This window comes from Paraburkholderia sp. J8-2 (assembly GCF_905220195.1).
Taxonomy (GTDB): Bacteria; Pseudomonadota; Gammaproteobacteria; order Burkholderiales; family Burkholderiaceae; genus Paraburkholderia.
Map to the genome: position 1 here is coordinate 1 of NZ_CAJMZA010000046.1, position 21,362 is coordinate 21,362.

The window sequence follows — 21,362 nt, forward strand, 5'->3', positions numbered from 1 at the left end:
CGCGCGCGTGTTGTAGTGCTTTTCGTAATACAGATAGAAGAGCGCGGTGATGAGGCTGAACAGCACGAACACTTCGTAGAGGTTCGAGATGGGAATGTGACCGACGTCCGCACCGATCAGGTAGGACTCGTACCAGCGCACCATCAGGCCGACGAACCCCATGAGCACCGCCGCCCACGTGAGCTTCGAGCCGATCGAGCCGCCCGAGGGCGAACGCGAGAGCAGGCCGATCCAGTAGAACAGCGTGGCGAGCACGAACAGCGCACTCATCCACAAGATGGCCGACTGGCTGGAGAGGAAATACTTGAGGAAGAAGGCCTGGTCGGCGCGCGCGAGGTCGCCCTGGTAGATCTGGATCGCGAACAGCGCGAGCACCGCGATACCCGCCATGAGCAGCCGCGCCGGCTTCCAGCGCCAGCCCAGCACGACGAGCGCCGGTGTCGTGCCGCAGAGCACCAGCTTGTCGTAGTAGTTCATGTGCGCGTGATAGCGCGAGAGCGCAAAGCCTGCGCCTGCCACGAGCGCCAGCGCGAACAGCCAGTCCACCACGCTCAGGCGGCGCAGGAAGGGGCGTTCGTCGAACAGGGCGTCGGCGAGAGGATCGTGTGCGCTCGCGGCGCCGTGCGCGTGAGCGGCATTGGCCACCTGAGCACGTTCGGCGCGGCGGGCCTTCGCGGAAGAGGAAACCTGAGACAAGTCCATGGGCTTACCGGTATTGATCGTGAGTGGCTGTCATCGCGTGCGTGGATCAGGGCGCACGGTCCTTGCCGCTGCCGTTCGTGTCGCCCGCATCGCTCGCTGCGCCGGTTTGCGGCGCCGCGCCTAGCGCACGGCCAACCGCGTCGCGGGTACGGGCGAACTCCTTCTCGAAGTCGAGGGTACGGCGGGCGGTCGACATCGCCATGATGACGTCGACGCCGTGGTCCTGATCATCCTGGCCCTTGCGGTCCTTCAACCAGAACCACAGACGCCGCTCACGCACGTAGAACATCGAGAAGATGCCGAGCACGAGCAACAGGCTGCCAAGATACACGACTTTCTTGCCCGGCGCGCGCGTCAACTGAAATACCGAAGCTTGCACCTGCTTGAATGAATCGAGCTGTAGATAGACGGGAGATCCATACAGGAAGCTGTCGGAAATCGCGTTGATCGAGTCTTGTACGAAGCGCGCGGCGTCGGCGTCGGGCTTCAGGTCGGGTTCGCCGGCCTGCTCGCGCGCGAGCTGCCAGAGGTCCCACGTCGCGCCCTCCAGCATGCGCAGCAGCAGGCTCGCCGCCTTTTCCTGCTGGTCCTTCGGCACCGACTTGTCGATGAAGGCGGCCACGGCCTGGAAGCCGCCGGCGGCGCCCGCAGCTGCCGTCGCACCTGTCGGCGGAGGCATTGCGCCCGCGAAAAGGGTCAAGACACGCTCTGCGCTGTCTTCGAGATGCTGTTGCAGTTCGCTGTTCGAGGCGGGGACCGAACGCGCGGCGAACCGCTTTGCCGCCTGTGCGCGGAGTGCGGGGTCCTCGAAGGCCGCGCGCAGCATCATCCACTCCTTCGGCGTGCCGCCACTGTCGGCGGGAATGCGCAGGTAGCGGAACGGATCGTCGGGATTCTCGCGCATGCCGGCGAGGAACATGCGGTCGCCGCCGCCCACGTCCACGGGCAGCATGTAGTTGTTGTACTCGCGCGCCTGGCCGTCCTTGTCGCGCACCTTGTACTGCACCGAAGGGCCGACGTTATGCAGATCGAGCGGCTTCGAGCTCTTCGCACCGGACCCGAGACGCTCGTCGAACGCCTCCTTGAGCGACTGGTGCGCCACGCCGCGCGCGTCGTTCGCGCCACTGCCGTTCGAGATGTTTTCGACGTTGATCGCGCGGAAGTCCGCGAATTCGATGGTTTGCCCATCCACGCCCGGCACCGTCTGGCCGGCGGGCAGCGCGAGCGGCGCCGAATTGCCGATCGTGCCGCCGAACGGGAAGCTCTTCGCGCTTGCGCCGGACATGGGCCACGCCGTCATCGACATCTGCGAGCCGCCGTCCTGGAAGCTCGACTGGTAGATCGACACGCCGTCGTACTCGAATGGCTCGTTCACCTCGATGCGCGCGGGAATGCGCTGCCCCGTCTTGTGGTCGATCACGACGATGTCGCTCGCAAAGAGCTTGGGCATGCCGGTCGAGTAGTAATCGACGATGAACTTGTTGAGCTGGATGGAGAACGGCAAGTCCTGGATCAGCGATCCGTCGGGCTGGTTCAGGATGGCCGTGGAAACGAACTGGCCTTCCGGGACCCAGGCGTAGCCGCGGAAGGTCGGGTTGGACTGCGAGAGCCGGTGCTCGGGCGGTATGTCGTTGATGACCGTGTTGCTGCGAATCGGCGTCTTGTCGAAGAGCCACATCTGGAATTTGATCGGCAGATTGCTGTCGAGCAGGCCGCCGAGACAAATGATCACGATCGCGAGGTGCGCGAAGATGTAGCCGATCTTCGTGAGCGCGCCGCGCTTGGCCGCGATGAGCGTGGCGCCGTCGGACTCGCGCGTGACGAATTTGTAGCCCATGCGCTGCGCCAGCTTGCCGAGCGTGGCGGCCGTTTGTGCGCGCGTGGCGCCCTCCACTGCGAACTCGCCCTTGTGATGGAACGCGCGCAAGCTGCCTTCGCGGACCTTGTCCTTCCAGCTCTTCATGTCCGCGAGCATCTTCGGCGCGTTGCGGATCACGCACAGCGAGACCGACACGACGAGAAAGCCGAGGATCGTCATGAACCACCACGCGCTGTAGACCGTGTAGAGGCTCAGCGAGCGGAAGATGTCGGCCCAGAAGGGGCCAAACTGATTGACGTAGTTCGGGTACGGGTCATCCTGCGTGAGCACCGTGCCGATGATGCTCGCAATGGCGAGCACAACGAGCAGCGCAATCGCGAAGCGCATCGAACTGATCAGTTCGACAGCGCTTTTCACCGCCTTCTGGCGAACATTCAACTGCAAACCCTGCGTGGTGACGCTCATTCAAACTCCGCTTTTCGCTCTTGCCGGCTTCTTGCCGGCTTCTTGCTGATGAGGCGCTACAGCAAAAAAGGGTGCAGGCGCGCCGCCAGCATGACGACGCCCTCACCCTTTTCTTGTTTTTCGGCCGGCCGCCCGATCAAACAGGCGGCAGGCCTATGACGCTCAATGCAGGCCGGCCGCGTAATCGGCGACGGCCTTGATTTCGTCGTCCGAGAGCCGGTGCGCGATGGTGCGCATCGGATCGTTATTGTTACGCGTGCCCTGCTGGAAGGCATTGAGCTGTGCAACGACATATTCCGACCACTGGCCCGAGAGCCGCGGATACTGGATCGGAATGCCCTGGCCCGTGGGTCCGTGGCACGCCGCACACGCCGGCACGCCCTTGTCGGCGATACCGCCGCGCCAGATCGACTGGCCGAACGGCACGGTCTTCGCGTCGCGCGCGTAGCCGGGTTTGGGTGTCTGGGAGGCGAACCAGGCCGCCACGTTGATCATATCCTGGTCTGACAGCGCAGCAGCAAAGCCCGCCATGATGGGGTTCGCGCGCGCCGCTGGCTTGCCGCCGGGCTGCGGTTTGAAGTCCTTGAGTTGCTTGACGAGATAGTCGGCGTGCTGGCCGGCAAGCTTGGGATAGGCGCCGCCGGTGCTGTTGCCGTCGGCCGCGTGACAGGCCGCGCACACCTGTGCGGCAATGGCTTGCCCCCGGGCGAGGTCGGGCTTGGCCGGCGTTCCCTGATCCGCCGCGCTTGCGTGCCCCGCCATCATGAATAAACCCGCTGTTAGACCCGACGCTATCGCACTCTCGAACACCTTCAAGCACTTGCCCAGTCGATTCATTCGCGCACCTTGTTTCGTCTTGTGGGAATCAGGTTCTGCAATGGACGACAGCGACCGATCTACCTCGAAAGGCCCGCGCTGGCCTCACTGGTATTCAGTAAACCATCGCATTGTACAATAGCGCGCAAGGCAGCTCCGCGCCAGTCGGGCCTGCCCCCGATATCCCAGATTCCATCCCGGGCGCCTCCGGGCCCGGCGGGCCACCCGCCGCGTTGTTTCATATTGTGGTCCTTTTCCGATGGCATTCCTGCTGCACCAAGCCCGCTTCTTCACGACGGTGAACCATATGCGCGACCTGCCCGCTACGGCGCGGCCCGAGGTTGCGTTCGCCGGCCGTTCGAACGCCGGCAAATCCACCGCCATCAACCTGCTGTGCAACCAGAAACGGCTCGCCTTCGCCTCGAAGACGCCGGGCCGCACCCAGCATATCAACTACTTCTCGGTCGGCCCCGCGGACGACCCCGCGGGCTATCTCGTCGACCTGCCCGGCTACGGCTACGCCGAAGTGCCGGCAGCCGCGAAGGCGCACTGGGAACAGTTGCTCTCGCTGTACCTGCAAACGCGCGCCCAACTCTCGGGCCTCATCCTGATGATGGACGCCCGCCGCCCGCTCACCGACCTCGACCGCCGCATGGTCGAATGGTTTGCGCCGACGGGCAAGCCGATCCACGCACTCCTCACGAAGTGCGACAAATTGACGCGTCAGGAAAGCGTGCTCGCGCTGCGCACGGCGAACAAGGCGTTCGACGAATACAGCAAGCAAGGCTATGAAGGGAAGCTGAGCGCGCAGCTTTTTTCGGCGCTCAAGCGGGTGGGGCTCGACGAGGCGCACGCCGTGATCGAGAGCTGGATCGTGCCGCAGGAATCGCTCGGCGAGACCAACACGCAAGCGTAATAGCACCGCTGGCCCGTCGCTCCAGGCAGGCCCTCAGCCGTCGAAAAGCCCACACAGTCGGGCGTTTCACGCGTTTTCATCAGATCTTTTCGCAACGCAGGCGCGGCTTTCGCCGTGCCATGTGCGTTACCGCACACAGACCGCACCGACGCCAGGCGCAAACGCCCTTTTGGGTCTTCGCGTCGGGGCCTTGCCACGCCAAGTCCGCGGCACATAAAAAAACCCGCCGTGATTTCCGGCGGGTTAAACAGCCTTATCGAAAAACGACAGGCACCCGCTCAGGGAGGAGAAGCGGGGAGCTCGGCGCCAGGCGCCTCGCTCGATCGGTATGATATACCATTGTCCCGAAAAGTTTCCTGCGCTCCCGGGACCCATCCCGTTTCAAGATATCCGCCGACATGAGCTTCTATCCGCATCATCGTCCGCGCCGCATGCGACGTGACGATTTCTCGCGCCGTCTGATGCGCGAAAACCTCCTCACCACGAATGATCTGATCTACCCCGTATTCGTCATTGCGGGCAACAACGTGCGCGAAGCCGTGCCGTCGATGCCCGGCGTCGAACGTGTGTCGATCGATCTGCTGATGGGCGTCGCCGAGCAGTGCGTCGAACTCGGCATTCCCGTGCTTTCGCTCTTCCCTGTTGTCGATCCGGCGCTCAAGACGCCCGATGGCATCGAGGCAACGAACCCCGACGGTGTGATTCCGCGCGCCGTGCGCGAGCTGAAGAAGCACTTCCCCGACCTCGGCGTGCTTTGCGACGTCGCGCTCGACCCGTATACGAGCCACGGCCAGGACGGCGTGCTCGACGAGAACGGCTACGTCATCAACGACGAAACCATCGAGATCCTCGTCGCGCAGGCGCGCGCGCAGGCCGAAGCGGGCGTCGATATCGTCGCGCCTTCGGACATGATGGACGGCCGTATCGGCGCGATCCGCGAGATGCTCGAGAGCGAGAACCACATCCACACGCGCATCATGGCGTATTCGGCCAAGTACGCTTCGGCGTTCTACGGACCGTTCCGCGACGCCGTGGGCTCGGCGTCGAATCTGGGCAAGGGCAACAAGATGACCTACCAGATGGACCCGTCGAACTCCGACGAAGCGCTGCGTGAAGTGCGCCTCGACATCGAGGAAGGCGCCGATATGGTGATGGTGAAGCCCGGCATGCCGTACCTCGACATCGTGCGCCGCGTGAAGGACGAATTCCGCTTCCCGACCTACGTGTATCAGGTGAGCGGCGAATACGCCATGCTCAAAGCCGCCGCGCAGAACGGCTGGCTCGATCACGACAAGGTGATGATGGAATCGCTGCTCGCGTTCAAGCGCGCGGGCGCCGACGGCATCCTCACGTATTTCGCGCTCGACGCCGCTCGTTTGCTGCGCGCACAGAAGTAAGCGCCGCGCGCACTGCATGAAAAAAGGCACGTCTGCGGACGTGCCTTTTTGTTTTTTGCTCGCGCAATACCGCAGATCCCGATCAGGCCGAAGGCGCTCCCTGCGTCTGCGGCGCGGGTGCCGTCAAGCGATCGAGACGCGCGAGGAAGCGGTCGGCGTTTTCGTAGCCGACCACGCGCAGCACTTCCCGGCCCTGCGTATCGAAGAAGATGATGCCAGGCGGTCCGAAGAGTCCAAAGCGCTTGAGCAGCGCCTGATCGTCGGAATTGTTGGCCGTGACGTCTGCGCGCATCAGGCCCAGTTCCGCGAGGCGTGCCTGCACGCGAGGGTCGCTGAACGTGAACTTCTCCATCTCCTTGCAGCTCACGCACCAGTCGGCGTAGAAGTCGAGCATCGACGGCTTGCCCGCTGTCTTGAGCGCCGCGTCCAGTTGCGCCGGCGAGCGCACGGGGGCAAAGACCAGCGCGTTCGCTGCGCTGGCGCCGGCGGACTGCGCCGCGCCGGTTGCGGCAACATCGCTCGTGCCACCCACGCGCGCGGCAAGCACCGCAAGCGGACGCAGCGGATCGGTCGAGCCCGCCGCAAGACCGACGATCAGCGTCGCCGCCCAGATTGCGAACGCCGCGCCGAGACCGCGCCCGAGGCGGCGCCAGACGTTGGCCGCACCCGCGTTCGGCGTGAAAAGCCCAAGCGCGGCGGCCGCGAGCAGCAGCCAGAGGGCGGCGAGCAGCATCTGCGCGGTGGCGCCGAGCACCGGCCAGACGATCCACAGCGCGGCCGCCAGCAGCACGACGCCGAAGAATACCTTCACGCCATCCATCCATGCGCCCGCGCGAGGCAGCAGCGAGCCCGCGCCGAGGCCGAGGATCATCAGCGGCACACCAAGACCCAAGCCCATCGCAAAGAGCGCTGCGCCGCCCAGCACGGCGTTGCCCGTGTGCGCGATAAAGGCGAGCACCGCGAAAAGCGGCGCGGTCATGCAGGCGCCCACCACGAGCGCGGAAAGCGCACCCATCACGGCGACCGCCGCAAATTTGCCGCCGGAGCGGCCCTGCGTGGCGCGCGAGGCGCCATCCTGCCAGCGCTGCGGCAGCGCGATGTCGTAGCCCGCGATCAGCATGACCGCGAACGCGGCAAGGAGCACCGCGAACACGCCGAGCACCCACGGATTTTGCAACCACGCCCCCAGGCTCTGCCCAACCAGCGCAGCGGCAATGCCCAGCACCGTGTAGACGAGCGCCATGCCGAGCACGTAGACGAACGAGAGCGCGAAGCCACGCGAGCGCGTGACGCGAACGCCCTCACCAACGATGATCGCCGAAAGGATCGGGATCATCGGATACGAACAGGGCAAGAGGCTCAGCACCATGCCGGCCACGAAGTACAGGCCGACCACGGCGAAAAAGCCGCCGCCCTGAAGCAACGACTGCGCATAGTCGGCGCTCGTGGCGCGCTCGTACCAGGGCTCCCCGGTGTCGCCAGCAGCGGGCGCTGCGTTGGATTGCGTCAGGGGCGTGGGCGTCGAGCGTGCCGCACCCGGAACGGTGCTCTGGCCAGCCGTAGCGGCCTGCAAAGCCGCGCCACTCACGTGGAACACGTGCTCAGCAGGCGGATAACAGATGCCGGCATCGGCACAGCCCTGCGACGTCACCGCGAGATCGAATGGACCGCTCGCCTTCTGCACCGGCACGTGAATCGTCAGCTCGCCACGATAGGTCTCGACGTTCTTCTGGAAAGTCGGATCGAACTTGATGTGGCCGGGCGGGATTTGCGCCTCGCCCAGTTCGGCCGTCCCGTTGCGCGCGGCGAAAGCGAAGCGCTCGCGGTACATGTAGTAGCCGTCTGCGATCTTGAAATGCACATCGACCATGCCCGGCGCTTCGCTCGCGCTGAAGGTGAAGGCCTGATCGGGCGGCAGAAAGTCATCGTCGGCGGCGCGCGCGAGTGAAGTGCCGAACAGCAGAGGCAGCACGCAGCAGACGAGCAGGAGGAAGCCGGACAGCGAGGCGTACGGCGCGACGCGGGGGCGCCGATCGAAGCGGTTAGACATGTAGGGTGCGCTGAGTCTCGGCATTGACCCATTGACCGTAGGCGTTCGACGCCGTGGCCTGCCACGAGAGAATCTCGGGCGTTTCGTAGGGATGCTGGGTCTGGATGAACTGTTCGAGCTCGGCCGCGCGGGCGAGGCTCGTCTTGAAGAGCAGCTGAATCTCGTTGCCTGACTCGATGCTGCCCTGCCAGTGGTACTGCGAGTGCACGGCGCCAAGGCGCGTCACGCACGCAGCGAGACGCTGCGCGAGCGCCCCGGAGGCGAGCTTTTCGGCGGTGCCCTCGTCGGGCACCGTGGTCAGCATCAGGGTCACATTGAGGGTCACGACGAACTCCGGCTGCGCCCTCTTTCAAAACAAGGGCTTGAGGCAAGACGTGATGCTACCACCGCCCCGACCGGCGCGTGCTGCGCGCCCGTTGATGCCCCTGCCGCGTGAGGTGCATGCGATCCGGTACTTTGTGTGCCGCCGGGCGCACTACACCACCGCTCAGGTTCCCGAGAGGCTGAGCGATGTGCGCACCACGGCTCCCGAGCGCTGTAACTTCGCGAGTTCGCGCGCCTGCACCACGCTCATGAACTCGGCCCAGTCCCGCGCCAGAGCGGCTTTGTCGACCTTGTCGGTGTCGCCGAGCTTGTAGCGCTCGCCAGCCCGATAAGGCAGTTCCCAAGGTGCACGGTGCCAGGACCGCTCGGCAAGCGCAAGCAGCCGCGGATACACCATGTACTCGAAAAGCCGATCGTTACGCATCACCTCGCCCCACGCCTGGCCCTGCATGCCTTCGACGCGCGGTGCGGCGCCCGTACCCGTCACCTCGAACGGATTGCCATCCCGATCGGGCATGATCTCGGCGTTCTGCGGCAGGTTATCGGGGGCAAGCGAGAAGACCTTGAAGCTGTCCGTTGCGTGCGAGCCCCAGTAGTAACCGCGCTCATGCGGATCGATCGTGTGAGGAAAGTCGAAGTAGAGGTAGTCGGGCAGCGCGAGGACCGCACGGTAGCCCTTCTGGCTCCACGATTGCGCGGTATCCGCGCCGCCCCAGAAGAGCGTGTCCCAGAGCGTCACCATCACACTGCTCGTGGCGAAGTCCTGTGGACCGCTGGCGTGCTTGAGACCGTCCTGCCACGCCGCCATCGCACCAATGCCGTTGGCGCTCACGAGCCGACTGACGTCGATCGCGAACATCGTGGGCAATTCGTCGACCGACGCCACCCTGCCTTGTCGAATCAGCGCGGCGCACCATGGCGAACGTGCCCACGGTTTGTCCTGTGCGGCGAGGTCGATGCGCCCCTTGGCGGGATCGCCGCCGTCGCGCGCCTGAAAGCCGGCGCCAAGCAGAATGTTCTTTGCCTCGTCGCCGCCGAAGTGCCAGATCGAGAGCGGCGCGCCTGCCTCGCGATGCATGGCGGCGATTTCGCCGATGACCTTGCCTGCGAAGCGGCGCGCGCCGTCGGAACAGGGGTTCAGATCGGTCCGTCGGTCGTAGAACTGCACCGACGTAATATTCGACGTGTCCTGAGGATCGAGCAGACGATACTCGTTGGCGCCTTGTTCGTCGCCCTGCGAATGCAGCTTGCGATAGCGCGCCTCCATCGACACCACCGCCGCGCGAGCATGCGCTGGCATATCGATTTCCGGGATGACCTCGATGAAGCGGTCGGCGGCATAGCGCACGAGCGCGATGTATTCGGCGCGGCTCAGGTAGCCGCCGCCCGATTCGTTGTTTGGCCCAGAGGCCAATTGGGGGATGAGGCACCGGGTTTCGCCGGGATCGTGGCAACGCTGTCCGCCGATGTCGGTCAACTCCGGCAAGCCGGGAATCTGGATGCGCCAGCCTTCGTCGTCGGACAGATGCAGGTGCAGGCGATTGAGCTTGTAGGCGCTCATCTGGTCGATGAGGCGCTGCAGGGTCGCAGGATGGCGGAAGTTGCGCGCGAGGTCGACCATCATCCCGCGATGTGTGTAGCGAGGCGCGTCTTCGATGGTCAGTGCCGGCACGCGACCGCCCCCAGCGGGAGTCAGGGAGAACAGGGTCTGCACGGCGTAGTAAAGGCCCGGTGCGTCGAAAGCGTCAATGGCCACCCCATCTCGCGCGATGATCAGCCGATAGCCCCCCGATACCGCGATGTCCGCTGGCAACGTGTTGGGCGCGAGGCGGCCCGTTATCTGCATGGACGCTCCCGTCAAGCCGAGCGCTGATGCGCGTGCCTGCAGCGCGGCAAGCTGCCCGCCCGGTAAATCCGGCAACCCGAGCGCCACCCCGCCGATCTGGACGTCACCATCGCCCGCCTGCTCGCGCACAACGGCGGGAATCGTTCGCGCCGCAATCCGTTCGGCGGAAGGTGGCGAAGACTCCGCACGCGCACGTTGAACCTGCGCGGGCGTCTGCAGGAAAGCGGCTGCGCTATCCGGGCTGGGCGGCAGGCTTTCGACATACTGGGTTTCGTCGTCGGTATTGTTCGCCTTGAGGACGATCGGCGCCGCGCCGTCGACCACGACATAGGCGCGCGGCAACACATCGCTATAGCGCCGGTACCAGTACTCCCCCACGAAGGGCACTTCGATACGCTGACCCGGCGCCAGCGAGAATGCGGCTCGCTGGGGCGACAACGCGTACAGGTCGCCCGTAATGTGGCGCCACGAAATCGTAGCGTTGTCGATCGCGAGTATGCGCCGGATGCTGTGCATGTAGAGCGCCCAACCGCCTGCGCTCACGCGTTCTGTTCCCAGATTCTCGAGGATCAGGCGGCCACGCGCACAACTCGCCCAATCCGCGCCAAGGTTCGCGCAGGAAACACCGCTCTGGGTCGCGTCGTTCGTGTCGATGGCCACACTGAGCTTCAGGCTTGACGCGATCCGTTGCGCCTGGGCCTGGGTTGCGCCTGCGCTACTGTCGTCGGAGCCACTGCAAGCAGCAAGTGACAAGGCAGCGGTCAGCGCGCAAAGCACTGCGACGAGCCGAGCGACTGAAGGATCCGAGGATCGTATTCGCGCGCAGCGAGCACTCCGTGGATGAGGCAAACCCATCGCGCACAACATCTTAAGTTGTCCGAATAAATCTCGAGAAAAATAAGACACGGTCTCCTCCGCTTTCAATCGCAGCTGCATTCGTGCCTGACTATACGTTGACGGTTCCGCATCGAGGTCGCGGTACATCAAACTCAGCGGCATTCGGTGGCGCTGCGTGCAATCGGGCGGAGCCAAAAGCAAAAAAGCCAGGCTAGGCCTGGCTTTTTTGCGTGCCGCTCGATCCGCAGTCAACAACTGCGTCAAGCGACTGAAAGCTTATTCCGCTTCCTGGACGTTCTCTTCCGCGACTTCCGGACGATCGAGCAGTTCGACCAGTGCCATCGGTGCGTTGTCGCCAACACGGAAACCGAACTTCAGGATACGCAGGTAGCCGCCCGGACGGTTCGCGAAACGCGGACCGAGCACGTCGAACAGCTTCGTGACCGAGTCACGATCGCGCAGGCGGTTGAATGCGAGACGACGGTTTGCGAGCGACGGCTTCTTGCCCAGCGTGATGAGGGGCTCGACAACCTTACGGAGTTCCTTCGCCTTCGGCAGCGTCGTCTTGATGACTTCGTGCTCGATGAGCGAGTTGGACATGTTACGGAGCATTGCCAGACGGTGGCTGCTCGTGCGGTTCAGTTTCCGCAGACCATGACGGTGACGCATTTCAATTTCCTTGAAACAAAGTTTTGGTCCAGCTCTTCTATCGCTTCGCGACTACCGAAGCACGGGCCGGTACGTGAAAAAGGCAAGACGCGGATTTTAAAGGAAAATCCGCGTCCGTGCCACATACATTACTTGTCGAGACCAGCCGGCGGCCAGTTTTCGAGCTTCATGCCGAGCGTGAGACCGCGCGAAGCGAGCACTTCCTTGATCTCGTTGAGCGACTTGCGACCCAGGTTCGGGGTCTTGAGCAGCTCGTTCTCGGTGCGCTGGATCAGGTCGCCGATGTAGTAGATGTTCTCGGCCTTCAGGCAGTTCGCCGAGCGAACCGTGAGTTCGAGATCGTCCACCGGACGCAGCAGGATCGGGTCGATCTGCGGTGCGCGCGACGGGGCTTCCGCCGCCGTTTCCGTGCCTTCCAGTGCAGCGAACACCGACAGCTGATCCACGAGGATGCGCGCCGACTGGCGGATCGCTTCCTCAGGCGAGATCACGCCGTTGGTTTCGATGTTCATCACGAGCTTGTCGAGGTCGGTACGCTGTTCAACGCGAGCGCTTTCCACGGCGTAGCTCACGCGGCGAACCGGCGAGAACGATGCGTCCAGCACGATACGGCCGATGATCTTGGCCGACTCGTCGCCATAGCGGCGCACGTTGCCCGGCACGTAGCCACGGCCCTTCTCGATCTTGATCTGCACGTCGAGCTTGCCGCCCTTCGTGAGGTGCGCAACCACGTGTTCCGGGTTGATCACTTCGCAGTCGTGCGAGAGTTCGATGTCGCCAGCGGTGACAACGCCTTCGCCTTCCTTGCGCAGCGTAACCGTCACTTCGTCACGGTTATGCAGCTTGAAAACAACGCCCTTCAGGTTCAGCAGCAGGTTGACCACATCCTCTTGCACACCATCAAGCGTCGAGTATTCGTGCACGACGCCTGCGATCGTCACTTCGGTCGGCGCGTAGCCCACCATCGACGACAGCAGCACGCGCCGGAGCGCGTTACCCAAGGTGTGGCCATAACCGCGTTCGAACGGCTCCATGACCACTTTCGCGTGGTTGTCGCCGAGCGATTCCACAGCGATGATCTTGGGTTTCAACAAACTGGTTTGCATAGGTTTTCCTTTTCAATACCCTCGGCTCGTTACACCGATAAGGCTGAGATGGCAACAACCTGAAAAAAACGGCCGAGGCCGCCTCCTGCGCGAAGCACAGAGGTTACCCCGGCCGTCAATCCGATTACCGCGAATACAATTCGACGATCAGGCTTTCGTTGATGTCGCCAGCGATGTCGCTGCGCTCAGGCATACCCTTGAACGTGCCTTCGAACTTCTTCGCGTCGACCGACACCCAACCTGCCATGCCGCCTTGCTCTGCGAGCGAGAGGGCTTCGACGATACGCGCCTGCTTCTTCGCCTTTTCGCGAATCGCAACGACGTCGCCTGCCTTCACTTGCATCGACGGGATGTTCGCGACGACGCCGTTCAGCGTGAGAGCCTTGTGGCTCACGAGCTGACGCGCTTCAGCGCGGGTCGATGCGAAGCCCATGCGGTACACGACGTTGTCGAGACGCGACTCGAGCAGTTGCAGCAGGTTTTCGCCGGTGTTGCCCTTGATACGGTCAGCTTCCGCGAAGTAGCGGCGGAACTGGCGCTCGAGCACGCCGTAGATACGCTTCACTTTCTGCTTTTCGCGAAGCTGCGTGCCGTAGTCGGACGTACGGGCGCCCGAAGTGCGGCCGTGCTGGCCCGGCTTGCTGTCAAGCTTGCACTTGTCGGCGAGCGAGCGGCGTGCGCTCTTCAGGAAGAGGTCGGTGCCTTCACGGCGGGACAGCTTGGCCTTCGGGCCGATATAACGTGCCACGTTGCTTTCCTTCGATAATTGATCACGCGAAACCTTAGTGGGAAAACCCGCGGTATCGCGCTAGTCCGGCCCTTTGAGCCGAACGGTGGGCTTAGTCAATTCAATAACGCCGAGAGCCTGGGTCGCCGTTTCCGGCGGCTCAGGCGTTCGGCTCAAACGACGCCTTAGATACGGCGGCGCTTCGGCGGACGGCAGCCGTTGTGCGGGACCGGCGTCACGTCGGAGATCGCGGTGATCTTGATGCCAAGACCATGCAGCGCGCGCACCGCCGATTCGCGGCCAGGACCGGGGCCCTTGATCCGCACTTCGAGGTTCTTGACGCCGTATTCCATTGCAACACGGCCAGCCGATTCGGCTGCGACCTGAGCTGCGAAGGGGGTCGACTTACGCGAGCCCTTGAAGCCCTGACCGCCCGACGTTGCCCAGGCAAGTGCATTGCCTTGACGATCGGTGATCGTGATGATGGTGTTGTTGAACGACGCGTGAACGTGAACCACGCCCTCGGCGACGTTCTTCTTAACCTTCTTGCGAACGCGTTGCGCCGCGGAGTTGTTCGAAGCCTTAGCCATTACGTTTTCCTGTAACTTTCAGTTCCGCTTACTTCTTCAGCGACTGTGCTGCGCGGCGCGGACCCTTACGCGTACGTGCGTTGGTACGCGTACGCTGGCCACGCAGGGGCAGGCCCTTGCGATGGCGCACGCCGCGGTAGCAGCCGAGGTCCATCAGGCGCTTGATGTTCATCGTCACTTCACGGCGGAGATCGCCTTCGACGACAAACTTGCCCACTTCCTCACGCAGCTTTTCCAGATCCGCGTCGTTCAGGTCCTTGACCTTCTTGTTGAACGGCACACCGGCGGCCACGCAGATGTTGCGCGAACGCGTGCGGCCAACACCGAAAATTGCCGTCAGGCCGATTTCAGTGTGCTGGTGGTTCGGGATGTTAACCCCTGCAATACGAGCCATTGTTTTTCCTCAAACAAAAAGCGCAAGCGCGCTAATCAGCCTTGGCGCTGCTTGTGGCGCGGGTCCGAGCTGCAGATCACGCGAACGACGCCGTTGCGCTTGATGATTTTGCAGTTGCGGCAAATGCGCTTTACCGATGCCATCACTTTCATGATATTACCCTTTTTCCTAAATCACTTCGCCCGGAACACGATCCGCGCACGCGACAGATCGTAAGGCGTCAACTCAACCGTCACCTTGTCGCCCGGGAGAATGCGGATGTAGTGCATCCGCATCTTTCCGGAAATATGTCCCAGAACGACATGGCCGTTTTCCAGCTTCACCCGGAAGGTTGCGTTGGGGAGGTTTTCGATCACCTCGCCTTGCATCTGGATTACATCGTCTTTGGCCATAGGTCCTTTTAACGCATCGGGACGCCGCCGCCCTTGAAGTTGGCCTTCTTGAGCAGCGATTCATATTGTTGCGACATTACGTACGACTGCACCTGCGCCATGAAGTCCATTGTGACGACGACAATGATCAGCAGCGACGTTCCACCAAAATAAAACGGCACATTCCAGCGCAGCACCAGAAACTCCGGCAGCAGGCAAACGAACACGATATAGATCGCACCGGCCAGCGTCAGACGCGTGAGGATGCGGTCGATATAACGTGCCGTCTGATCGCCCGGGCGGATGCCAGGTACGAACGCGCCACTCTTCTTCAGGTTGTCGGCCGTCTCCCTGCTGTTGAACACCAGTGCGGTGTAGAAGAAGCAGAAGAACACGATCGCCAACGCATACAGCAACACGTACACGGGCTGGCCAGGCTTGAGGGCTTCGGCCACATTGTGCAGCGTGTCCGCAAACCAGCCGGTTCGCGAACCCGAACTGAACCAGTTCAGGATAGTTGCCGGGAACAGGATGATCGACGACGCGAAGATCGGCGGAATCACACCCGACATGTTCAACTTGAGCGGCAGGTGGGACGACTGCCCGCCGTAAATCTTGTTACCGACCTGACGCTTCGCATAGTTCACGAGGATCTTGCGCTGGCCGCGTTCGATGAACACCACCAGGTACGTCACGGCTGCGATCAGAACGACCACGATGATTGCCGAGATGATGCTCATCGAGCCGGTGCGAACCAGTTCGAAAAGCCCACCGAGCGCATTCGGGAAGCCTGCCGCAATCCCGCCGAAGATGATGATCGAGATACCGTTGCCAAGCCCGCGTTCCGTGATCTGCTCACCAAGCCACATCAGGAACATCGTGCCCGTTACGAGCGTCACGACCGTCGTCAAGCGGAACACCATGCCCGGATCGATCACGAGGCCGGGCTGGTTTTCCAGCGCGACCGCGATGCCGAACGCCTGAAACGTCGCCAGCACCACCGTGAAGATCCGCGTGTACTGCGTGATCTTGCGTTGTCCAGCCTGCCCTTCTTTCTTCAGCGCTTCCAGCTGCGGCGAGACAATCGCCATCAGCTGCAGGATGATCGACGCCGAAATATACGGCATCACACCCAGCGCGAAGATCGTGAACCGCGACAGTGCGCCACCCGAGAACATGTTGAACATGCCAAGGATGCCGCCCGACTGGCTTTGAAAGAGCTTCGCCAGCTGGTCCGGATCGATACCCGGGACCGGAATATGCGCGCCGATACGATAAACGACCAACGCCAGCAGCAGGAACACTGCCCGCCGACGCAGGTCGCCGAACTTCGGAGCGCTGCGACCGGTTTTTGCGAGACTCGGGCTGTTAGCCAAGTAGCTTCTCCGATGCAGATGCTAGTGACGGCGGGCAAGCCCGCGCGCACCACTCACAATCACTCGGCAAAAGAACCGCCTGCTGCTTCAATCGCAGCACGCGCATTCTTCGTCGCACCCAGACCCTTCACGACGACCTTACGCTTGATCTCGCCGGTAGCGATGATCTTCGCGCTGCGGGTCAGTTCGCCCACGAGGCCTGCCTGCTTGAGAGCCAACAGATCGATTTCGTCGACCGGCAGCTTCTCGAGGTCGGCGAGGCGCACTTCACCAACGAATTCCTTCGTCAGCGAGGTGAAGCCACGCTTCGGCAGACGACGCTGCAGCGGCATTTGACCGCCTTCGAAGCCAACCTTGTGGAAGCCGCCCGAACGCGATTTCTGACCCTTGTGACCACGGCCAGCGGTCTTGCCGAGGCCGGAGCCGATGCCGCGACCGACGCGACGCTTAGCGTGCTTCGCGCCTTCTGCCGGCTTCAGGTTATTCAATTCCATTTCAAACTCCTGGAGTCTTTGGTCGACCGCTTAGCCGATGACCTTAACGAGGTACGAGACCTTGTTGATCATGCCGCGCACAGCCGGCGTGTCCTGCAGCTCGGAAACCGAGTTCAGGCGGCGCAGGCCGAGACCGCGCACGGTGGCACGGTGCGTTTCGCGGGTCCCAATCAGGCTCTTGACGAGCTGAACCTTGACAGTTTTTTCAGACATGGTGCCCACCCTTAGCCCAGAATGTCTTCGACGGACTTGCCGCGCTTCGCTGCGATGTCAGCCGGGGTCGATTGCTTGCGCAGACCGTCCAGCGTGGCACGAACGAGGTTGTACGGGTTCGTCGAACCGTGGCTCTTGGCCACGACGTTCTGCACGCCCATCACGTCGAACACTGCGCGCATCGGGCCGCCGGCGATCACGCCCGTACCTGCCTTCGCCGGAGCGAGGAGGACGACCGATGCGCCGTGCTTGCCGTGCACTTCGTGTTGCAGGGTGCCGTTCTTCAGGGGCACCTTGAACATGTTGCGGCGAGCTTGTTCCATCGCCTTCTGGACAGCAACGGGCACTTCCTTCGACTTGCCCTTGCCCATACCGACGCGGCCATCACCGTCGCCAACCACGGTCAGTGCGGCGAAGCCGAGAATACGGCCACCCTTCACGACCTTGGTCACGCGGTTGACCGAAATCATTTTTTCGCGGAGGCCGTCGTCGCGTTCGTCAGCCTGAACTTTCGCTTGCATCTTTGCCATGACGAATTCCTTCCTTAGAACTTGAGCCCGGCTTCGCGCGCAGCATCAGCCAGCGCCTTGACGCGGCCGTGATAGCGGAAACCCGAGCGGTCAAAGGCGACGGATTCGATGCCGGCGGCCTTAGCCTTTTCTGCAATACGCTTGCCGATCAGCGAGGCTGCTGCGACGTTGCCGCCCTTGCCCGACTGGTCAGCCAGTTGCGCACGCACTTCAGCTTCAAGCGTCGACGCGCTGGCCAGCACCTTGGTGCCGCAGGGCGAGAACACTTGCGCATAGATGTGCGTGTTCGTGCGATGCACGGCCAGACGCGCGACCTGCAGCTCAGCGATCTTGAGACGCGTCTGACGAGCGCGGCGCAGGCGAGATTGAGTCTTATCCATGATTGCGCACCCTTACTTCTTCTTCGTTTCTTTGAGGATCACGACCTCGTCGGCGTAACGCACACCCTTGCCCTTGTAGGGCTCCGGCGGGCGATAACCGCGCACTTCTGCAGCGGTTTGGCCGACTTTCTGCTTGTCGATCCCCTTGATCACGATTTCCGTTTGCGACGGGGTTTCAGCCTTGATGCCTTCCGGCATCTGGTGCACCACGGGGTGCGAGAAACCCAGCGACAGGTTCAGCTTGTCGCCTTGCGCTTGAGCACGGTAACCGACGCCAACCAGCGTCAGCTTGCGCTCAAAACCCTTCGTCACGCCTTGCACCATGTTCGCGACAATTGCGCGCATCGTGCCCGACATTGCATTGGCTTCGCGGCTTTCATCGGTCGGCTCGAACTTGAGCGTACCGTTGTCGTTCACCACCTTCACGAGGCGGTTCGCAGCTTGCGAAATCGTACCCAGCGGGCCCTTGACGGTAATCTTCTCGTCGCTGAGCGTCGCTTCTGCGCCTTGCAGCGCGATCGGGCTCTTACCTACTCGAGACATGTTTCTTCTCCTTAGGCCTTAAGCGACGTAGCAGATAACTTCGCCGCCGACGCCAGTAGCGCGCGCCTTGCGGTCCGTCATCACACCCTTGGGCGTCGACACGATCGCAACGCCCAGGCCATTCATGACCTGCGGGATATCGTTGCGGCCGCGGTACACGCGCAGACCCGGCTTCGAAACGCGTTCGATGCGCTCGATAACGGGACGGCCAGCGTAGTACTTCAACGCGATGTTCAATTCCGACTTCGCACCTTCGGTTTTCACCGCGAAGTCGTCGATATAACCTTCGTCCTTCAGAACCTGCGCAATCGCAATCTTCACTTTCGACGAGGGCATAGCAACCGAAACCTTCTCGACCATCTGCGCATTGCGGATGCGAGTCAGCATATCGGCGATAGGATCACTCATGCTCATTTATGTTTCTCCTATTACCAGCTCGCCTTGGTGATGCCAGGGATCTCACCACGGAACGCGATTTCACGAATCTTGTTACGTGCGAGACCGAATTTGCGGAACGTGCCACGCGGACGGCCCGTGATCGCGCAGCGGTTACGCTTGCGAGTCGGGTTCGAGTTGCGGGGCAGTTGTTGCAGTTCGAGGCGAGCTGCGTAGCGCTCTTCTTCCGACTTGCTTTGGTCGTCGATGATCGCCTTCAGCGATGCGCGCTTCGGCGCAAATTTCGCTGCCAGACGAGCGCGCTTCTTTTCACGTTCGATCAGTGCCAGTTTAGCCACGGTAACCTCAGTTTCTGAACGGGAACTTGAAGCCGGCGAGCAGTGCCTTTGCTTCTTCGTCGGTCTTCGCGGTCGTCGTGATGCTGATGTTCAGCCCACGCAGCGCGTCGATCTTGTCGTAGTCGATTTCGGGGAAAATGATCTGCTCTTTCACACCGATGTTGTAGTTACCACGGCCGTCGAACGCCTTGCCCGACACGCCACGGAAGTCGCGCACGCGGGGCAGCGCAACCGTCACGAAACGGTCCAGGAATTCGTACATGGCGTTGCCACGCAGCGTGACCATCGTGCCGATCGGGTAGCCTTCGCGGATCTTGAAGCCGGCGATTGCCTTGCGCGACTTCGTGATGACGGGCTTCTGGCCGGCGATCTTCGTGAGGTCGCCAACGGCGTGCTCGAGGACCTTCTTGTCAGCGACGGCTTCACCAACACCCATGTTCAGGGTGATCTTGGTGAGGCGCGGCACTTCCATGACCGACTTGTAACCGAACTTCTCGATCAGGCCAGGAACGACCTTCTCTTTATAAAATTCTTGCAAACGTGCCATTTTTTACTCCGCAGCGTCAGGCGCTCAGAACAGCACCGGTCGTCTTCAGGAAACGGACCTTCTTGTCCCCTTCGACCTTGATGCCCACGCGCGACGGCTTACCGTTCGCGTCGACCAGTGCGACGTTCGAGATAGCCACCGGCATTGCCTTGGCTTCCACGCCACCCGTCGTACCCTTCATGGGGTTCGGCTTCACATGCTTTTTAGCGATGTTGATGCCTTCGACAGTGACGCGCTCTTCGCCGATGGCCAGCACGACGCCGCGCTTGCCCTTGTCTTTGCCAGTGACGATGATGACTTCGTCACCCTTGCGAATCTTGTTCATCGCGACTCCTTACAGCACTTCCGGCGCCAGCGAAACGATCTTCATGAATCGTTCGCTACGCAGCTCACGCGTAACCGGCCCGAAAATGCGGGTGCCGATCGGCTCAAGCTTGGTATTCAAAAGCACGGCGGCGTTGCCATCGAACTTGATCAGCGAGCCGTCTTGACGGCGCACGCCCTTCGCAGTGCGAACCACAACAGCGTTGTAGATTTCGCCCTTTTTCACGCGCCCGCGCGGCGTTGCTTCCTTGACGCTCACCTTGATGATGTCGCCAATGCTGGCATAACGACGCTTCGAGCCGCCGAGCACCTTGATGCACAGGACTTCACGTGCACCCGTGTTGTCGGCTACTTCAAGCCGAGTTTCGGTCTGGATCATGGTTTATCTTTCCCAACTTAATCCGGTCGCGCCACCATGGCACATCCGGTCAGTCTTGGTCCCGTCAGCCGCGCCGCCACTAGAACGACCGCTCAGCTGCTTGGGTAAGAACAGCAGCGACGGCAAACGAAACCGGCCATCGCATTCCGGTGAATCTTGCTAACCCGGACTGGCGCCCGGATCTGCTTCCCCACCTACATTCGCCTGCTGCTTTGCCAACAGCAAGCCCAAAAGGAGGGAAGACCAAGATTATAACCAGACAATCTTGGCCTCGCAAGCGAAATCTTCAGCGATTTCAATTACTTCTACACCCCGGAGAATGACTCCCCGGGGTGCTGCGTCACTTTTAGATGACGCGTGCTGCTTCGATCAGCTTCGACACGGTCCAGGCCTTCGTCTTCGAGAGAGGACGGGTTTCCTGAATTTCAACGAGGTCACCCTCGTTGTACGTGTTCGCTTCGTCGTGAGCGTGGTACTTCTTCGACTGCACGACGTACTTGCCGTAGATCGGGTGCTTAACGCGGCGCTCGACCAGGACGGTGACCGTCTTGTCCATCTTGTTGCTGACGACCTTGCCGACCAGCGTCCGCTTAAGCGAGGTTTTCACGCTTTCGTTCATTTCTGGTTCGCCTTCTGAGTCAGGACGGTCCGCACACGTGCGATGTCGCGACGAACCTTCTTCAGCTGGCTCGTGTTCGTGAGCTGCTGGGTCGCGAGTTGCATGCGCAGGCCGAATTGCGCCTTCAAGAGGTCCGACAGCTCTTTGTCGAGCGCGGCCTTGTCTTTCTGAAGAAGTTCAGATGCCTTCATCAA

27 protein-coding genes and 1 pseudogene are annotated in these 21,362 nt (G+C 62.1%); 2 read left to right on the forward strand and 26 right to left on the reverse strand.

The window, feature by feature from the left end; all coding sequences use genetic code 11:
- The 3 genes and pseudogenes from U5A52_RS40265 to U5A52_RS40275 form a co-directional block, all read right to left on the reverse strand.
- Positions 1 to 702: pseudogene (locus U5A52_RS40265) on the reverse strand (c-type cytochrome biogenesis protein CcsB); the annotation flags it as partial.
- A 46-nt stretch (positions 703 to 748) separates the two neighbouring features.
- Positions 749 to 2,986: a cytochrome c biogenesis protein ResB gene (locus U5A52_RS40270; protein ID WP_321939833.1), complete on the reverse strand. Its 2,238-nt coding sequence runs from the start codon at positions 2,984 to 2,986 to the stop codon at positions 749 to 751.
- 162 nt (positions 2,987 to 3,148) lie between these two features.
- The gene (locus U5A52_RS40275) at positions 3,149 to 3,823 is read right to left on the reverse strand and encodes a c-type cytochrome (RefSeq protein ID WP_321917564.1); all 675 of its coding nucleotides are present in this window, start codon (positions 3,821 to 3,823) and stop codon (positions 3,149 to 3,151) included.
- Between the two features lie 238 nt (positions 3,824 to 4,061).
- On the opposite strand from U5A52_RS40275, the gene yihA reads away from it, so the two are divergent.
- Together yihA and hemB are read left to right on the forward strand one after the other, a co-directional pair.
- Entirely contained in the window at positions 4,062 to 4,718 is a 657-nt protein-coding gene (yihA, locus tag U5A52_RS40280) for a ribosome biogenesis GTP-binding protein YihA/YsxC (RefSeq protein WP_321939835.1), read from the forward strand.
- Positions 4,719 to 5,116: 398 nt separating this feature from the next.
- The gene (gene hemB / locus U5A52_RS40285; protein ID WP_321939836.1) at positions 5,117 to 6,115 is read left to right on the forward strand and encodes a porphobilinogen synthase; all 999 of its coding nucleotides are present in this window, start codon (positions 5,117 to 5,119) and stop codon (positions 6,113 to 6,115) included.
- An 82-nt stretch (positions 6,116 to 6,197) separates the two neighbouring features.
- On the opposite strand, the gene dsbD is transcribed toward hemB, so the two are convergent.
- From dsbD to rpmC, 23 genes are all read right to left on the reverse strand, one after another.
- Positions 6,198 to 8,165: a protein-disulfide reductase DsbD gene (gene dsbD, locus U5A52_RS40290; protein WP_321939837.1), complete on the reverse strand. Its 1,968-nt coding sequence runs from the start codon at positions 8,163 to 8,165 to the stop codon at positions 6,198 to 6,200.
- Complete coding sequence (cutA, locus tag U5A52_RS40295; RefSeq protein WP_199272101.1) at positions 8,158 to 8,469, reverse strand: divalent-cation tolerance protein CutA; 312 nt, start codon at positions 8,467 to 8,469, stop codon at positions 8,158 to 8,160. The genes dsbD and cutA overlap by 8 nt, the downstream gene beginning before the upstream one ends.
- A 183-nt stretch (positions 8,470 to 8,652) precedes the next feature.
- A complete protein-coding gene (locus U5A52_RS40300) occupies positions 8,653 to 11,202 on the reverse strand; it encodes a family 20 glycosylhydrolase (RefSeq protein WP_415774131.1) in 2,550 nt (849 codons plus the stop codon).
- 246 nt (positions 11,203 to 11,448) lie between these two features.
- Positions 11,449 to 11,841: a 50S ribosomal protein L17 gene (gene rplQ, locus U5A52_RS40305; RefSeq protein WP_027797304.1), complete on the reverse strand. Its 393-nt coding sequence runs from the start codon at positions 11,839 to 11,841 to the stop codon at positions 11,449 to 11,451.
- A gap of 128 nt (positions 11,842 to 11,969) precedes the next feature.
- The gene (locus U5A52_RS40310) at positions 11,970 to 12,947 is read right to left on the reverse strand and encodes a DNA-directed RNA polymerase subunit alpha (RefSeq protein WP_027819335.1); all 978 of its coding nucleotides are present in this window, start codon (positions 12,945 to 12,947) and stop codon (positions 11,970 to 11,972) included.
- Between the two features lie 124 nt (positions 12,948 to 13,071).
- Positions 13,072 to 13,695 carry a 30S ribosomal protein S4 gene (gene rpsD / locus U5A52_RS40315; RefSeq protein WP_158758789.1) on the reverse strand — a complete coding sequence of 208 codons (624 nt, stop codon included), beginning with the start codon at positions 13,693 to 13,695 and terminating at the stop codon, positions 13,072 to 13,074.
- Between the two features lie 164 nt (positions 13,696 to 13,859).
- Positions 13,860 to 14,264, reverse strand: coding sequence for a 30S ribosomal protein S11 (rpsK, locus tag U5A52_RS40320; RefSeq protein ID WP_006052224.1), 405 nt, complete (start codon positions 14,262 to 14,264; stop codon positions 13,860 to 13,862).
- Between the two features lie 28 nt (positions 14,265 to 14,292).
- Positions 14,293 to 14,658, reverse strand: a complete 366-nt coding sequence (gene rpsM / locus U5A52_RS40325) for a 30S ribosomal protein S13 (RefSeq protein WP_028213337.1) — start codon at positions 14,656 to 14,658, stop codon at positions 14,293 to 14,295.
- Positions 14,659 to 14,693: 35 nt separating this feature from the next.
- Positions 14,694 to 14,810: a 50S ribosomal protein L36 gene (gene rpmJ, locus U5A52_RS40330; RefSeq protein WP_027819338.1), complete on the reverse strand. Its 117-nt coding sequence runs from the start codon at positions 14,808 to 14,810 to the stop codon at positions 14,694 to 14,696.
- 21 nt (positions 14,811 to 14,831) lie between these two features.
- Positions 14,832 to 15,050 (reverse strand): translation initiation factor IF-1, encoded by a 219-nt coding sequence (infA, locus tag U5A52_RS40335; protein WP_004521905.1) that lies wholly within the window; start codon positions 15,048 to 15,050, stop codon positions 14,832 to 14,834.
- A gap of 8 nt (positions 15,051 to 15,058) precedes the next feature.
- The gene (secY, locus tag U5A52_RS40340) at positions 15,059 to 16,405 is read right to left on the reverse strand and encodes a preprotein translocase subunit SecY (RefSeq protein ID WP_028206524.1); all 1,347 of its coding nucleotides are present in this window, start codon (positions 16,403 to 16,405) and stop codon (positions 15,059 to 15,061) included.
- A gap of 59 nt (positions 16,406 to 16,464) precedes the next feature.
- Positions 16,465 to 16,899, reverse strand: a complete 435-nt coding sequence (rplO, locus tag U5A52_RS40345; RefSeq protein ID WP_028228146.1) for a 50S ribosomal protein L15 — start codon at positions 16,897 to 16,899, stop codon at positions 16,465 to 16,467.
- Between the two features lie 30 nt (positions 16,900 to 16,929).
- Complete coding sequence (rpmD, locus tag U5A52_RS40350) at positions 16,930 to 17,112, reverse strand: 50S ribosomal protein L30 (RefSeq protein ID WP_010106952.1); 183 nt, start codon at positions 17,110 to 17,112, stop codon at positions 16,930 to 16,932.
- 11 nt (positions 17,113 to 17,123) lie between these two features.
- Positions 17,124 to 17,642 (reverse strand): 30S ribosomal protein S5, encoded by a 519-nt coding sequence (rpsE, locus tag U5A52_RS40355; RefSeq protein ID WP_028206522.1) that lies wholly within the window; start codon positions 17,640 to 17,642, stop codon positions 17,124 to 17,126.
- Positions 17,643 to 17,656: 14 nt separating this feature from the next.
- Positions 17,657 to 18,022 (reverse strand): 50S ribosomal protein L18, encoded by a 366-nt coding sequence (rplR, locus tag U5A52_RS40360; protein WP_027819343.1) that lies wholly within the window; start codon positions 18,020 to 18,022, stop codon positions 17,657 to 17,659.
- 12 nt (positions 18,023 to 18,034) lie between these two features.
- On the reverse strand, positions 18,035 to 18,565 hold the full coding sequence (rplF, locus tag U5A52_RS40365) for a 50S ribosomal protein L6 (RefSeq protein WP_321917555.1): 531 nt from the start codon (positions 18,563 to 18,565) through the stop codon (positions 18,035 to 18,037).
- Positions 18,566 to 18,583: 18 nt separating this feature from the next.
- Positions 18,584 to 18,979, reverse strand: a complete 396-nt coding sequence (gene rpsH / locus U5A52_RS40370) for a 30S ribosomal protein S8 (protein WP_027819345.1) — start codon at positions 18,977 to 18,979, stop codon at positions 18,584 to 18,586.
- A gap of 14 nt (positions 18,980 to 18,993) precedes the next feature.
- Complete coding sequence (gene rpsN / locus U5A52_RS40375; RefSeq protein ID WP_028206520.1) at positions 18,994 to 19,299, reverse strand: 30S ribosomal protein S14; 306 nt, start codon at positions 19,297 to 19,299, stop codon at positions 18,994 to 18,996.
- 7 nt (positions 19,300 to 19,306) lie between these two features.
- Positions 19,307 to 19,846, reverse strand: coding sequence for a 50S ribosomal protein L5 (gene rplE, locus U5A52_RS40380; RefSeq protein WP_069268213.1), 540 nt, complete (start codon positions 19,844 to 19,846; stop codon positions 19,307 to 19,309).
- Between the two features lie 16 nt (positions 19,847 to 19,862).
- A complete protein-coding gene (gene rplX, locus U5A52_RS40385) occupies positions 19,863 to 20,171 on the reverse strand; it encodes a 50S ribosomal protein L24 (protein ID WP_321917550.1) in 309 nt (102 codons plus the stop codon).
- Positions 20,172 to 20,180: 9 nt separating this feature from the next.
- The gene (rplN, locus tag U5A52_RS40390) at positions 20,181 to 20,549 is read right to left on the reverse strand and encodes a 50S ribosomal protein L14 (RefSeq protein ID WP_028206517.1); all 369 of its coding nucleotides are present in this window, start codon (positions 20,547 to 20,549) and stop codon (positions 20,181 to 20,183) included.
- 346 nt (positions 20,550 to 20,895) lie between these two features.
- Complete coding sequence (gene rpsQ, locus U5A52_RS40395) at positions 20,896 to 21,168, reverse strand: 30S ribosomal protein S17 (RefSeq protein WP_028206516.1); 273 nt, start codon at positions 21,166 to 21,168, stop codon at positions 20,896 to 20,898.
- On the reverse strand, positions 21,165 to 21,359 hold the full coding sequence (gene rpmC / locus U5A52_RS40400) for a 50S ribosomal protein L29 (RefSeq protein WP_028206515.1): 195 nt from the start codon (positions 21,357 to 21,359) through the stop codon (positions 21,165 to 21,167). Before rpmC ends, rpsQ begins: the two co-directional genes overlap by 4 nt.
- Positions 21,360 to 21,362: the final 3 nt, after the last annotated feature.